Source organism: Pseudomonas sp. MWU16-30323, from assembly GCF_020515595.1.
Lineage (GTDB): Bacteria > Pseudomonadota > Gammaproteobacteria > Pseudomonadales > Pseudomonadaceae > Aquipseudomonas > Aquipseudomonas yamanorum.
The window spans coordinates 306,355-321,044 of sequence record NZ_JAIWYM010000003.1 but is presented as its reverse complement, the minus strand read 5'-3'; the positions used below and the strand labels follow the sequence as shown (position 1 = coordinate 321,044).

At 60.9% G+C, this 14,690-nt stretch carries 10 protein-coding genes and 1 pseudogene; 8 read left to right on the top strand and 3 right to left on the bottom strand.

Going from position 1 to position 14,690, the window contains the following annotated elements; genetic code table 11:
- Positions 1 to 68: 68 nt before the first annotated feature.
- The 3 genes from LIY45_RS06375 to dacB all read left to right on the top strand — a co-directional run bounded on the left by LIY45_RS06375 (position 69) and on the right by dacB (position 5,102).
- Complete coding sequence (locus LIY45_RS06375) at positions 69 to 1,004, top strand: glutathione S-transferase family protein (RefSeq protein ID WP_226475706.1); 936 nt, start codon at positions 69 to 71, stop codon at positions 1,002 to 1,004.
- A 109-nt stretch (positions 1,005 to 1,113) separates the two neighbouring features.
- Positions 1,114 to 3,540: a TonB-dependent receptor gene (locus tag LIY45_RS06370; protein ID WP_226475705.1), complete on the top strand. Its 2,427-nt coding sequence runs from the start codon at positions 1,114 to 1,116 to the stop codon at positions 3,538 to 3,540.
- A 101-nt stretch (positions 3,541 to 3,641) separates the two neighbouring features.
- Complete coding sequence (dacB, locus tag LIY45_RS06365; protein ID WP_226475704.1) at positions 3,642 to 5,102, top strand: D-alanyl-D-alanine carboxypeptidase/D-alanyl-D-alanine-endopeptidase; 1,461 nt, start codon at positions 3,642 to 3,644, stop codon at positions 5,100 to 5,102.
- 135 nt (positions 5,103 to 5,237) lie between these two features.
- On the opposite strand, the gene LIY45_RS06360 is transcribed toward dacB, so the two are convergent.
- Positions 5,238 to 6,113 carry an AraC family transcriptional regulator gene (locus LIY45_RS06360; RefSeq protein WP_226475703.1) on the bottom strand — a complete coding sequence of 292 codons (876 nt, stop codon included), beginning with the start codon at positions 6,111 to 6,113 and terminating at the stop codon, positions 5,238 to 5,240.
- 137 nt (positions 6,114 to 6,250) lie between these two features.
- Between LIY45_RS06360 and LIY45_RS06355 the strand changes: the two genes are divergently transcribed.
- The gene (locus LIY45_RS06355) at positions 6,251 to 7,162 is read left to right on the top strand and encodes a DMT family transporter (RefSeq protein WP_226475702.1); all 912 of its coding nucleotides are present in this window, start codon (positions 6,251 to 6,253) and stop codon (positions 7,160 to 7,162) included.
- A 139-nt stretch (positions 7,163 to 7,301) separates the two neighbouring features.
- On the opposite strand, the gene norR is transcribed toward LIY45_RS06355, so the two are convergent.
- A complete protein-coding gene (gene norR / locus LIY45_RS06350) occupies positions 7,302 to 8,843 on the bottom strand; it encodes a nitric oxide reductase transcriptional regulator NorR (protein ID WP_226475701.1) in 1,542 nt (513 codons plus the stop codon).
- Between the two features lie 147 nt (positions 8,844 to 8,990).
- Here norR and hmpA point away from each other — a divergent pair, with 147 nt between their 5' ends.
- Positions 8,991 to 10,172 carry an NO-inducible flavohemoprotein gene (gene hmpA / locus LIY45_RS06345; RefSeq protein ID WP_226475700.1) on the top strand — a complete coding sequence of 394 codons (1,182 nt, stop codon included), beginning with the start codon at positions 8,991 to 8,993 and terminating at the stop codon, positions 10,170 to 10,172.
- Between the two features lie 245 nt (positions 10,173 to 10,417).
- On the top strand, positions 10,418 to 10,924 hold the full coding sequence (locus LIY45_RS06340; protein WP_226475699.1) for a disulfide bond formation protein B: 507 nt from the start codon (positions 10,418 to 10,420) through the stop codon (positions 10,922 to 10,924).
- Positions 10,925 to 11,451: 527 nt separating this feature from the next.
- On the opposite strand, the pseudogene LIY45_RS30780 reads toward LIY45_RS06340, so the two are convergent.
- Positions 11,452 to 11,696: pseudogene (locus tag LIY45_RS30780) on the bottom strand (hypothetical protein).
- Positions 11,697 to 11,723: 27 nt separating this feature from the next.
- Here LIY45_RS30780 and cyoA point away from each other — a divergent pair.
- Both cyoA and cyoB read left to right on the top strand, forming a co-directional pair.
- A complete protein-coding gene (cyoA, locus tag LIY45_RS06335; RefSeq protein ID WP_008435619.1) occupies positions 11,724 to 12,665 on the top strand; it encodes a ubiquinol oxidase subunit II in 942 nt (313 codons plus the stop codon).
- A 3-nt stretch (positions 12,666 to 12,668) separates the two neighbouring features.
- Entirely contained in the window at positions 12,669 to 14,687 is a 2,019-nt protein-coding gene (gene cyoB / locus LIY45_RS06330) for a cytochrome o ubiquinol oxidase subunit I (RefSeq protein WP_010170338.1), read from the top strand.
- Positions 14,688 to 14,690 lie beyond the last annotated feature (3 nt).

Sequence of the window (14,690 nt, the reverse complement as noted above, 5' to 3'; positions counted from 1 at the left end):
TCCCATCACGCCAATCAGCGGTTGGGCGCGCTAAGCTGAACATCCACTTGTTTTTAGCGGAGTCCAGCATGTCCGAGTTGATTCTTCACCATTACCCGACATCCCCGTTCGCGGAAAAAGCGCGCCTGCTGCTGGGCTTCAAAGGCTTGTCCTGGCGCTCGGTGCACATCTCGCCGGTGATGCCCAAGCCTGACCTGACCGCGCTCACCGGCGGCTATCGCAAGACACCCGTGCTGCAGGTCGGCGCTGACGTCTATTGCGACACCGCGTTGATTGCCCGGCGCCTTGAGCAGGAGAAATCAACGCCGGCACTGTTCCCACTGGGCCAGGAAGCGATCACCCGCACCTTCGCCGCCTGGGCCGATTCTGTAGTGTTTGCCCATGCCGTCAGCCTGGTGTTCCAGCCGGAGTCGGTGGCGGTGCGTTTTGCCAAGCTGCCGCCGGAAGCGATCAAGGCGTTTATCGCCGACCGTACCGCACTGTTCAGTGGTGGTTCGGCGACCCGTATCCCGGCGGAACTCGCACGCCACCAATGGCCGGCGATCATGGCGCGGCTGGAGCAACAGTTGCAGCACGAATCGGGAGATTTCCTGTTTGGCGAGCCGTCGATTGCCGACTTCTCCCTGGCCCATCCGCTCTGGTTCCTCAAGGCCACGCCGGTGACGGCGCCGTTGGTAGATGTTTATCCCGCCGTTTCGGCCTGGCTGGGCCGGGTGTTTGGTTTTGGTCATGGCACCTTCAGCGAAATGAGTTCGGAACAGGCGCTGGAGGTGGCCCGCAACGCTGCACCGGCTGCCTTGCCTGAAGAATTGTTCGTCGACCCGAACGGCTTCAAGGCTGGCCAGCAGGTGACCATCTCTGCGACCGATTACGGTGTTGATCCGGTGGAGGGGGAACTGCTGTTCACCGGGAGTGAAGAGCTGATTCTGCGGCGCACCGATGAACGCGGCGGCACCGTACACGTGCACTTTCCACGCTTCGGATTTCGGATCCAACCGGCGTGACTGAAATTATTTTCAAATCAGTGTGAGGTAAACCTGTCGGCGATCCGTGTAGTGCTTGAAACTGCGATTAATTCGCATTAACAGCGTTTTTACACACGGGTTCTCAAGCATGAAGTCCAGGGCAACGTCGGCGGGTTCGGTTAAACATTGGCTGGGAGCCTCGGTATTGGCAGTGTCGGGGCTGGCGCTGCTGCCCCTGGGCGTGGCGCAGGCGGCAGAGGCGCAGCAACAGAGCGCAGTGTTCAGCTTTGCCCTGGCTGCCAAGCCGCTGCCCCAGGCGTTGAGCGACTTCACCCGGGTGACCGGCATCAGCGTGGTCTACACCGACGAAGCGCCTTACGCCATCAAGGCCCCGGCCATCACCGGGCAGATGAGCGCGTCCCAGGCCATGCAACGCCTGCTGGGCAACTCCGGCTTCACTTTCCGCCAGATCGACGCCCGCACCCTGGCCCTGGAACCGCTGCCCACCGACGGCGCGCTGAACCTCGGCGCCACGACCATCAGCGGTGCCGCCCTGGCCTCGGATACCACCAGCTATCAACCGCCGCCTACCAGTTCGGTGATGCGTTCCCACGGCCTGCTGCTGGAAACCCCACAAACCGTCAACGTCGTGCCGGCTCAGGTGATTCGCGATCAACAGCCGCGCAACCTCGACGATGCCCTGGCTAACGTCAGCGGCATTACCCAGGCCAACACCTTGGGCAGCACCCAGGACGCGGTGATGCTGCGTGGTTTTGGTGACAACCGAAACGGTTCGATCATGCAGGACGGCATGCCGCTGGTGCAGGGCCGCGCGATGAACTCCACCGCCGAGCGCGTCGAAGTGCTCAAGGGCCCGTCGTCGTTGCTGTATGGCATCCAGGATCCGGGTGGCGTGGTCAACATCGTCAGCAAGAAACCCGAGCTGACTCAATCCACGTCGCTGACGGTGCGTGGCTCGACGTTTGGCGACGGCAAGAACGGCAGCGGCGGCAACCTCGATACCACGGGGCCGATCGGTGACAGCGGGTTGGCGTATCGCTTGATCGTCGATCATGAAGACGAGGATTACTGGCGCAACTACGGCACTCACCGCGAGAGCCTGATCGCACCGTCGCTGGCCTGGTACGGCGACAACACCAAGCTGTTGTTTGCCTATGAGCACCGGGAGTTTCTCTCGCCGTTTGACCGGGGCACCGCCATCGACCCCAAGACCAACCACCCGCTCAACATCCCGTCGACTCGCCGCCTGGACGAGCCTTTCAACAACATGGAAGGCCGCTCCGACCTGTACCGCTTCGAAGCCGACCACGATTTGAATGACGACTGGAAAGCCCACTTCGGCTACAGCTGGAACCGCGAGACCTACGACGCCAGCCAGGTGCGTGTGGTCAAGGTCAACACCAACGGCACCCTGACCCGCAGCATGGACGGCACCCAGGGCGCACTGACCACGGACCGCTTCGCCACCGCCAGCCTTGAAGGCAAGGTCAACGTCGCGGGCATGCAGCACGACCTGACCTTCGGCCTGGATGACGAGTACCGCAAGATCTACCGGGCCGACCTGATCCGCCAGGCGTCCCGTGGCACGTTCAACTACAACGACCCGGTCTATGGCAATGAAGTGGCGGGCACCACCGTCAGCGCGCCGGACAGCAACCAGATGGACCTGCTGCGCAGCGACTCGCTGTTCCTGCAGGATGCGATCCACCTCACCGACCAGTGGATTCTGGTGGGCGGCGCGCGTTATCAGATGTATGACCAATACGCCGGCAAGGGTGTCCCGTTCACCGCCAACACCGACGGCAATGGCCAGAAGTGGGTGCCACGCGCGGGCCTGGTGTACCGCTACACCGATGAGCTGTCGTTCTATGGCAGCTACACCGAGTCGTTCAAGCCCAACTCCACCATCGCGCCGCTGGCGAACAAAAGTGTGCTGGATGGCAGCCTTGAACCGGAGCAGTCGAAGTCCTGGGAGTTGGGGACCAAACTCGACATTCCGGGTCGCATCACTGCCAGCGCCGCCCTGTTCAACATCGAAAAACGCAACGTGCTGGTGCAGGTCGGCGATGGCCTGACCTCGGTCTACAGCGTCGCCGGCAAAGTGCGCTCCCGTGGTTTGGAACTGGATGCCAGCGGCCAACTGACGGACAAGTGGAGCGTGATCGGCAGCTATGCCTACACCGATGCAGAGGTTACCGAAGACCCGGAGTACAAAGGTAATCGCCTGCAAAACGTGGCGAAGAACACCGGCTCGCTGTCGGCGGTGTATGACTTCGGCAGCATTCTCGGTGGCGACCAGCTGCGGGTCGGTGCCGGGGCACGTTATGTCGGCGAGCGCGCAGGGGACGCGGCCAACAGCTTCGAACTGCCGGGCTACACCGTGGCCGATGCGTTCGCCACCTATGACACTAAAATCGAGGGGCAGAAGGTCAAGTTCCAGCTCAACGTGAAGAACCTGTTTGACCGCACCTATTACACCTCCGCCGTGAACACCCAGTTCGTGTCCATCGGCGATGCGCGGCAGGTGTCGGTGTCCAGCACCCTGACGTTCTAAATTCGGCTGCACCGTTTGGCGCGGTAGCCGGCTGCCTCGCCATACGGTTGTCGAGCTGCTAGCGTGGCCGCCATTAATGACTTTGCGGGAACACGATACCGATGCAGTTGGGACGATGGACACACACCGGCGGGCTGCTGCTGGGCTTGAGCTTGTTGCTGGGCGGTTGCGCCACGGCGCCGAAAACTTCCACCAGCGCCACCCTCGACCAGTTGCTGGCCGACCCGGCGTTGCACGGTGCCAGCGTGTCGCTGATGGTGCGCGACGCCCGCAGCGGCAACACCCTCTACCAACACAACCCACGCACACGGCTGACGCCGGCTTCCAGCCTCAAGTTGCTGACCACCACGGCGGCGATGGATGTGCTGGGGCCGCAATACCGTTTTTCCACCCAACTGTTGAGCGACGGCACCCGCCAGGGCGCGGTGCTTAACGGCAATCTCTACTTGCGCGGCCTGGGCGACCCGACGATCCAGTGGGCGGATTACCAGGCGTTGGCGGCCAGCCTGGCGCAGCAGGGTATCCAGCAAGTGCAGGGCGACCTGGTGTTCGACGACACGTTCTTCGACGCCGAGCGCCTGGGCACCGATTGGTCCCAGGACGATGAAAGCACCTACTACGGCGCGCAGATTTCGGCGCTGACGGTCTCGCCCAATGACGACTTCGATGCAGGTTCCCTGCTGGTCACGGCCAAGGCGCCGGTTACGGCAGGGCGCCCGGTAACGGTGGATATCAGCCCGGCGACCGACTACGTGCAGATCGGCAACCGCGCCGTCAGCGGCCCGGGCAACAGCTATGGGATCAATCGCCAGCACGGCACCAACCTGTTGCGCCTCAGTGGCGCGTTGGCCCCGGGCAAGCAGAGTCGGCAATTGGTCAGTGTCTGGGAGCCGACGCAACTGGTGGCCAATCTGTTTGGGCAGGCGTTGGCGCAGCAGGGGATTGTCGTGCAGGGGCGTCGGATGATCGGGGGTGTGACGCCGACCACGGCGACAGTGCTCGCGATGCATGAGTCGGCGCCGCTGCAGGACTTGATCACGCCGTTGCTCAAGCTTTCCAACAACAACATGTCCGAGGCATTGCTCAAGAGCATGGGGCGCAAGACCGTGAATGCCGGTACGGCGCCTGCCGGTGTGGCGGCGGTGGCGGGGTTCCTGAAGCGTCAAGGGATTGATACGGCGACGTTGAATCAGGTGGACGGTTCGGGGTTGTCCCGACGTAACCTGGTGTCGTCGCAGAACCTGACGGACGTGCTGCTGGCCGCCAGCAAACAGCCCTGGTTCAACGCCTGGTACAACGCGTTGCCGGTTGCCGGTAACCCGGAACGCCTGGTAGGTGGGAGCCTGCGCTATCGCCTGCGGGGCACGGCGGCGGAAAACAACCTGCACGGCAAGACCGGCTCGATGAGCGGCGTGTCGTCGTTGACCGGGTATGTCATCGATGCCAAGGGGCGCAAGTTGGTGTTTTCGATGGTGACCAACAATTACGTGGTCGCAGGCGCGCGGGTCAAGGCGTTGGAAAACCGTCTGGCTACGACGCTGGCCAACAGCACGGACTATTGAGCACCGAGAAGCAAATGTGGGAGCGGGCTTGCTCGCGAAGGCGGTGGATCAGTCAGTACATGTGTTGACTGCCACACCGCTTTCGCGAGCAAGCCCGCTCCCACATTGGACCTGGGCAGGTAGGCAGATCGCATTTCAAGGCAGGAACGCCTGCCGGTATTCCCCGGGTGTCGCCCCCATCGCCTGGCGGAACCGGTTGGTAAAGTGGCTGGCGCTGGAAAACCCGCACGCCAGCGCAATCTCGCCCAGGGGCAATGTCCCGCCACGCAACAACTCCCGGGCGCGGGCCAGGCGCCGCGCCAGCAGGTACTGGTGGGGCGGCAGGCCAAAGCTCTCGCGAAACATCCGCGCGAAGTGGTACTCCGACAACGCACATAACCCTGCCAGTTGCCCCAGGCTGATGGGCTCGGCCAACTGCTGGTCGATGTACTCCACCAATTGCCGACGCTGGTGGGCGGCCAGCCCGCCTTTCAAACGCAAACCTTCACGCATTCCCACCTGGCTGAGCAAGGTATGGCTGAGCATTTCATGGGCCAGGCTGGTTGTCAGCAGGCGCTCGCCGGGCTCTTTCCAGTTCAGGCTGATCAACTGGTGAAAGCGCCGGGCTTGCTGCGCGTCGTCGAGGAACGTGCTCTCACGCAGCTGCAACTCGCGGGGTTCACGGTCGAGCAAGGTCACGCAGCCCAGGGCGAATTGCTCGGGGCTGAAATACACGTGGGCCAGGCGGATTTCGCCGTTGATCACCCAGGCCGACTGATGCTCGGCCGGCAGGATGCACAGCTTGTCCGGGCCGCCCTTGGTGCCGGGCTGGTCGCGGCGAAAGGTGCCGGTGCCGCCGCCGACGTAGCAGGACAAGGTGTGATGGTCGGGGGCTTCGTAATCCTGAGCGTCGTGATGGTTGCTCCACAAGGCTGCAGACAAGCCGTCACCGAGCTCGGCGCACAGCTCGAGGCGAGCGTTGGGCGAGCGGTTGAGGGATTGAAAGACTTGCAGGGTTTCCAGTGGCGGCATATTCGTACTCTCTGACAGCTTGCATCCTACGCCCAGCGGCGATGCCTGTGATCCCGGCAGCCGACAAAAGCGCAAGAATGTGCAAGAGGCTGGGTGCCGCCCGGGGCGAAACTGTGGCTCAACCCTCGGAGCCCGCCATGAACCTTTTCCTGTATTTACTCACCGTACTGATCTGGGGCACCACCTGGATTGCCCTCAAATGGCAACTGGGCGTGGTCGCGATTCCGGTGTCCATCGTTTATCGCTTTGGCTTGGCGGCGCTGGTGCTGTTCGTGATGCTGCTGCTCAGCCGCAAGCTGCAGGTGATGAACCGTCGCGGGCACTTGATCTGCCTGGCCCAGGGCTTGTGCCTGTTTTGCGTCAACTTCATGTGCTTCCTGACGGCCAGCCAGTGGATTCCCAGCGGGCTGGTGGCGGTGGTGTTCTCGACGGCCACTTTGTGGAACGCGCTGAACGCCCGGGTGTTTTTCGGCCAGAAAGTCGCACGCAATGTGTTGATGGGCGGCGGCCTCGGGTTGCTGGGCCTGGGGCTGTTGTTCTGGCCGGAACTGGTGGGGCACACCGCCAGCCCGCAAACCTTGCTTGGCCTGGGTTTGGCGCTGCTCGGCACGATGTGTTTCTCGGCGGGCAACCTGCTGTCGAGCCTGCAACAGAAGGCCGGCCTCAAGCCGCTGACCACCAATGCCTGGGGCATGGCCTATGGCGCGTCGATGCTGGCGATGTACTGCGCGGTGCAGGGCATTCCGTTCGACATGGAATGGAACAGCCGCTACATCGGTTCGTTGCTGTACCTGGTGATCCCGGGCTCGGTGATCGGTTTTACCGCCTACCTGACCCTGGTCGGGCGCATGGGGCCGGAGCGGGCGGCGTATTGCACCGTGCTGTTCCCGGTGGTGGCGTTGAACGTCTCGGCGTTTGCCGAAGGCTATCAGTGGACAGCGCCCGCGTTGGCGGGGCTGGTGCTGGTGATGCTGGGGAATGTGTTGGTGTTTCGTAAGCCCAAGGCCAGCGCGCCAATCAATCCAATCTACAAGGCGAAGCAGGTCTAGTGTGGGCGCTGTCGAGACCGAGCGAGGCGGCGATTCAGGCGCTGCGGTCTTGCAGGTACACCGCTGTGATGCCATCGCAGCCTCGCTAAAGCTCGACAGCTCCCACATTTGATCTCCTTTACCGGAGAATCACCGTTCGCTACTTCAGGCCCAGGCGCTTGGCCATCCGTCCCAGGTTGGCCCGGTCCAGGCCCAGTTCGCGGGCGGCGCTGGCCCAGTTGTGCTGGTGGCGTTCCAGGCAGGCACTGATGACCTGGCGCTGGTAGTTCTCGGTAGCCAGGCGCAGGTCGCCGGTGACGTTCGGCACTTCGGGCGGCGCTTCGAGCTGCGGCGCGCTGACGTTCGGCAAGTCCAGGTCCGCTGCACTGAGGCTGAGAATCTTCGGCCGTTCCCGGCAGTTGCCCAGGGCTTTCAGGGCGCTGCGGCCGATCAGGTGTTCCAGTTCGCGCACATTGCCGGGCCACGTATAAGCCAGCAGTGCCGCCTGGGCATCGCTGGTCAGGCGCAGGCTGCCCAGGCCCATGCGTGAGCGGTTCTGTTCAAGGAAAAAGCCCGCCAGCAACAGCACATCGCGACCCCGCTCGCGCAAGGCCGGCACTTGCAGCGGGTACACACTCAAGCGGTGATAGAAGTCGGCACGATAGCGGCCGCTGCGCACTTCTTCGGCCAGATCCCGGTTAGTGGCAGCGATCAGGCGTACATCCACCTGATGCTCCTTGTCGGATCCCAGTCGCTGCAGCTGGCCGCTCTGCAACACCCGCAGCAGCTTGGCCTGCACGGTGAGTGACAACTCGCCCACCTCATCCAGGAACAGCGTGCCGCCATTCGCCAACTCGAACTTGCCCCGGCGTTCGTTCAGCGCGCCGGTAAACGCCCCGCGTACATGGCCGAACAGCTCGCTTTCCACCAGGGTTTCCGGCAGGGCGGCGCAGTTGAGGCTGATCAGCGGTTTTTCGGCGCGGGATGAGGCGGCGTGGATCGCCTGGGCCACCAGCTCCTTGCCGACACCGGTCTCGCCGGTGATCAACACCGTCAGGTCGCTGCCGCCCACCAGGTTGATTTCTTCCACCAGGCGTTTGTGGGTCTTGCTCTGGCCGATCATTTCCTTGTGCTGCTGGCCGCTGGCCTGGCGGTAGATTTCGGCGCGCTGGTGTTCGTCTTCGGCCCGCAGGGCCAGGCGTTCGATGCGTTCGGCAACATTCACCGTCGCGGCGGCGAGGCTGGCGAAGGCTTGCAAGGCATCCAGTTCCACCCGTTCGAAACGCTCGGTGTCCAGGGCGTCGAGGGTCAGCAGGCCCCAGGGTTGGTCGTCGACAAACAGCGGGCAGCCCATGCAGTCATGGACTTCCAGGTGCCCGTGCAGGCCATCCACCAAGCCGTCATAGGGGTCGGGCAGTTCGCTGTCGCTGTCAAAACGGGTAGGGCCGGGGCTGCTCAGCAGCACGGCAAAGCGCGGGTGTTCGCTGACCTTGAAGCGCCGGCCGAGGGTGTCGGTGCTCAAGCCGTCCACCGCCAGCGGTACCAGCCATTCGCCGTCGAGGCGCAGCAGGGCGGCGGCGTCGCAGGGCAGCAGGGCGCGCATGGCCTGGAGCAGGCGTCGATAGCGCTCGCCTTCGGGCAGCTCGCGGGAGAGGTCGGCGACCAGGGGCAGCAGGGTAGTGAGCAGCGGCTTCGCAGTCATAATGACTCCTTGTAGTCATAGTGACTATAAGGCGTAGGAAGTCATACTGACTACATTAAATTCAAGCTATTGATTTATAAGGCTTTATTAGTTGGCATGAATGCTGAGTAGTAAAGGGTATTCAGTAAGAAGACTCAGGAGTCTGCCATGCTTAGTGCCCAAGACCGTGCCATCGTCAAATCCACCGTGCCCCTGCTGGAAAGTGGCGGCGAAGCCCTGATCACCCATTTCTACCGCATGATGCTGTCCGAGTACCCGCAAGTGCGCCCGCTGTTCAACCAGGCCCACCAGGCCAGTGGCGACCAGCCCCGGGCGCTGGCCAACGGCGTGCTGATGTACGCCCGCCACATCGACCAACTGGACCAGTTGGGCGACCTGGTGGCAAAGATCATCAACAAGCACGTTGCTTTGCAGATCCTGCCGGAGCACTACCCGATTGTCGGTACGTGCCTGCTGCGGGCAATTTCCGAGGTACTGGGCAGTGAAATCGCCACCCCTGAAGTGATGAGCGCTTGGGGCGCTGCCTATGGCCAACTGGCCGACATCCTGATCGGTGCCGAAGCGGCTATCTATAAAGAGAAGGAAGAAGCGCCGGGCGGCTGGCGTGGCGCGCGGCCGTTCACGCTGGTCAAGCGAGTGGAAGAGAGTGCGGAAATTATCTCGTTCTACTTCGCGCCTGTGGATAACGGCCCGATCCTGGCCGCCGAGCCTGGGCAATACATTGGCATGAAGCTGGTGCTGGAGGGCGAGGAAGTGCGCCGCAACTATTCCCTGTCGGCGCGTGGCGACTCGGGCCAGTACCGCATCAGCGTCAAGCGCGAAGCCGGTGGCCGGGTGTCGAACTACCTGCATGACCAGTTCCAAGTGGGCGCAACCATCGATCTGTTCCCGCCATCGGGGGAGTTCACGTTGGCGGCCAGCGACAAGCCCTTGGTACTGATCAGTGGCGGTGTGGGCATCACGCCAACCCTGCCGATGCTGGAAGCGGCCCTGGCCACCGAGCGCCCGATCCACTTTATCCACTGTGCGCGTAATGGCGGCGTGCATGCGTTCCGTGAGTGGGTGGATGGCCTGGCGGCGCAGCATCCGCAGCTCAAGCGTTTTTATTGCTACGCCGAAGATGATGGCGTGAGCCCGGCGGCGGACAAGGTCGGCATGCTGAGCCAGGAGCAACTGGCGGCGTGGTTGCCGCAAGAGCGTGATGTGGATGCGTACTTCCTGGGGCCTAAAGGCTTCATGGCGGCGATCAAGCGTCACTTGAAGGCCTTGGGTGTGCCGGAGAAGCAGAGCCGGTATGAGTTCTTTGGGCCGGCGTCGGCCTTGGAATAACTTACTCGGTCAAAAATGTGGGAGCGGGCTTGCTCGCGAAGGCGATGTATCAGAAGCACATTCAGTGACTGACACTCCACCTTCGCGAGCAAGCCCGCTCCCACATTTTGATCTCCATTTTCCCTGATTAATCTCCTGTTAATGCCTCCTGTTTAAACCTCCTCACGCCAACAGCTCAACTTTCACCGTCCACGTGTAAACTTGCGGCCATTGGCACAACCAACATTGGCTAAAGGGAAACGGGGATGATCGACGAATTGCGTTTGGGCAGGGAGCGACGCTTTCTGGTACTGCTGGGCATCATCTGCCTGGCGCTGATCGGCGGGGCGCTGTACATGCAGGTGGTGCTGGGCGAGGCGCCGTGCCCGCTGTGCATCCTGCAACGTTATGCCTTGCTGCTGATCGCGATCTTCGCCTTCATCGGTGCCGCCATGCGCACCACCCGCAGTGTCACGCTGTTTGAAGCACTGGTGACACTCAGCGCCCTCGGGGGTGTCGCTGCCGCCGGCTATCACGTGTACATCCAGTTCTTTCCGAAGGTCAGCTGCGGCATCGATGTGCTGCAACCGATTGTCGATGGCTTGCCGCTGGCATCGGTGTTTCCCCTCGGCTTCCAGGTCGACGGTTTCTGCGAGACGCCTTACCCGCCCATTCTCGGCCTGTCCCTGGCCCAATGGGCGCTGGTGGCCTTTGTGCTGACGGTGATCCTGGTGCCACTGGGCATTTACCGTAATCGCCAGAGCAAAGCCTGATCCGTAGATGATCAAACGCCCCGGCCTTCCTGTAAGAAGGCCGGGGCGTTTTTGTTTGTAGGCATTTTGTGAAGGGACCGTGACGCGGGGCAAGTTTGGGTGCGCGCAGCATGCGACATGTTGTCACACGGAAGCTGTCGCAGGACGTTTCTCACGCCCGTAAACGCGGCATAAATTTGCATGAAACGGCGTTTTGTGGCTGTCAGTTCGTCGTCTGGCCGGTGCCGCGAGCGGCTTGAGTTCCGTGACATTGCCTGATGTACGAATGCCTTGTTTTTAGGGCACTTGGATGCGTTTTTGATGCCCCTACAGCTTGTGGGGGAAGTGGCGAAATGCCCAATAACACGGCATTTTTTGTGGTTTTTGTCGAGAATCAAACGCGATACGATCACGGACCTTTGCAATAATGGTGAAGGATTATTGCTGGAAACGATAAAAATTATTTCTGGATAAGACATGGTTTATACATCGCTAGCTAACTACAATCGCCCGCATTGAATGTCCGGTGCTGCTCACCCCTGAGCAAACTAGGGCGGTCGAGAAGCGGGTGTAACGTTTCGTGCGATCCCAGGTGCCGGCAGCCTTTCAACTATCCGCACCAAATGGAATTGGTCTGTAACAAGGCCTTTGACCAACGAATTCGAATAAGAACTCACCGCTAGCCCGGGACGTGTCGATTCGCGCAAGGCGCGACGGGCAGGCCCTTATTCAATCGAAGAGAAATGCCAACCCTTGGCAGGGTGAAGTGTTGGCGATCAAAACCCAACTGCATTGCGCAAGCTGCTTTAGAGGTCGTGAGATGAGTAAAAACAGGTACCCCCGATTACTAGGCTTTTTGCCGCTGCTTGGCATGATGTTAATGCTGGGAGGCTGCAAGTGGACCTTGCTCGACCCTAAAGGTCAGGTCGGTCTGGATCAACGCAACCTGATCATCACCGCCACCCTGCTGATGCTGTTGGTCGTGGTGCCCGTGATCATCATGACGTTCGCGTTCGCCTGGAAATACCGCGCGTCGAACACCAGCGCCACCTACGCGCCGAAGTGGTCGCACTCCACCAAGATTGAAATCGCGGTGTGGCTGGTGCCGATCCTCATCATCATCGCCCTGGGTTACATCACCTATAAGTCGACCCATGAGCTGGACCCGTACCGTCCGCTGGACTCCGACGTCAAGCCGATCAACATCGAAGTGGTCGCGCTGGACTGGAAGTGGCTGTTCATCTACCCGGACCTGGGTATCGCCACGGTGAACCAGATCCGGTTCCCGGAGAACACCCCGCTTAATTTCCGGATCACCTCCGACGCCGTGATGAACTCGTTCTTCATCCCTGCACTGGGTGGCCAGATCTACGCGATGGCAGGCATGCAGACCCGTCTGCACCTGATCGCGAACGAGAAAGCTGAAATGGAAGGCATCTCCGCTAACTACAGCGGTGCTGGCTTCACCGGCATGAAATTCAAAGCGATCTCGACGAGCCAGGAAGATTTCAACGCCTGGGTAGCCGAAGTCAAGGCCGCACCTAAACAGCTTGATCAAGCTGAATACGACGCCCTTGCCAAACCAAGCCAGAACAACCCAGTCGCCCTGTACTCCACGTACGAGCCGGACCTGTTTCAGAAAATCGTCGACAAGTACGAAGGTATGAAGCCAGGCAAGCCGATCGAGCACGAGAAGAAAGAAGTGGCCGCGGTTGAAGGTTCTGACACGGGCTCGCATTCAACTGCTGGGGCAGAGGAGTAAACGATGTTTGGTAAATTAAGTTGGGATGCGGTCCCGTTCCACGAGCCGATCGTGATGGTGACCATCGCCATGATCGCGCTGGGTGGTCTGGCACTGTTTGCAGGTATCACTTACTTCAAGAAGTGGACCTACCTGTGGACCGAGTGGCTGACTTCGGTCGACCACAAGAAAATCGGCGTCATGTACGTCATCGTTGCCATGGTCATGCTGCTGCGTGGTTTTGCCGACGCCATCATGATGCGTACCCAGTTGGCCATGGCCACCGAGGGTTCGCCTGGCTACCTGCCTCCTGAACACTATGACCAGATCTTCACCGCCCACGGTGTGATCATGATCATCTTCATGGCGATGCCTTTCTTCACCGGCCTGATGAACCTTGCCTTGCCGCTGCAGATCGGTGCGCGTGACGTTGCGTTCCCGTTCCTGAACTCCCTGAGCTTCTGGCTGCTGGTGTCCGGCGTAGTGCTGATCAACCTGTCCCTGGGCGTCGGCGAATTCGCCAAGACCGGTTGGGTTGCGTATCCGCCATTGTCGGGCCTGGCCTACAGTCCGGGCGTGGGTGTGGATTACTACATCTGGGCGCTACAGTTATCAGGACTCGGGACGACACTGACGGGGGTCAACTTCCTGGCCACCGTCTTGAAAATGCGCGCCCCGGGCATGAAGCTGATGGACATGCCGATCTTCACCTGGACCTGCACCTGGGCCAACGTTCTGATCGTTGCATCGTTCCCGATCCTGGCTGCAACCATGGCGTTGCTGTCGCTTGACCGTTACCTGGATTTCCACATTTTCACCAATGAACTTGGTGGCAATCCAATGATGTACGTGAACCTGTTCTGGGCATGGGGTCACCCTGAGGTGTACATCCTGATCCTGCCAGCGTTCGGTATTTTCTCTGAAGTGATCTCGACCTTCTCGGGCAAGCGCCTGTTCGGTCACCACTCGATGATCTACGCCTCGGGCGCGATCTCGGTACTGGGCTTCATGGTGTGGCTGCACCACTTCTTCACCATGGGTTCGGGGGCCAGCGTCAACGCGTTCTTCGGACTGGCGACGATGCTGATTTCCATCCCGACGGGGGTGAAGCTATTTAACTGGCTATTCACCATCTATCACGGTCGTCTGCGTATCACCAGCCAGGTTCTGTGGACCCTGGGCTTCATGGTGACCTTCGCGATCGGCGGCATGACCGGCGTACTGCTGGCCATCCCGGGTGCTGACTTCGTACTGCACAACAGCCTGTTCGTGATTGCTCACTTCCATAACGTGATCATCGGCGGCGCAGTATTCGGCTACATCGCAGGCTTCAGCTTCTACTTCCCGAAAGCGTTCGGCTTCAAGCTGCACGAAGGCTGGGGCAAGGCTGCATTCTGGTTCTGGATCTCGGGCTTCTTCGTCGCGTTCATGCCGCTCTATGCACTGGGCTTCATGGGCATGACCCGTCGTCTGAACGCCACCACCAACCCTGAGTGGGTACCGTACCTGTACGTTGCCATGGTCGGTGCGCTGATGATTGCTGTCGGTATCGCCTGCCAGTTGATCCAGCTGTATGTCAGCGTGCGTGATCGCAAGCAGAACCTGTGCGAATCCGGCGACCCATGGAATGCACACACCCTGGAATGGTCGACTTCGTCGCCACCTCCGTTCTACAACTTTGCCGTACTGCCGAAGGCTGACAGCATCGATCCGTTCACCGAAGCCAAGGAAGACGGTACTGCGTACCAGAAGCCGGCACGTTACGAACCGATCCACATGCCTAACAACACCGCTACCGGCGTTGTGATGGGTGCGCTGTTGACCGTCTTCGGTTTCGCGATGATCTGGCACATCTGGTGGCTGGCCATCGTGAGCCTGGTGGGCACCATCGGCTACTTCATCGTTCACGCTGCCCGTGATGACCAAGGCTACATGGTGCCGGTCGACGTGATCGAACGCATCGAAGCCGAGCAACACGCTCGCCTGGTTGCCGAGAAGAAGATCCCGGCCAACCGTGTTGAAACCTCGTTGGAACAGGCTTAAACC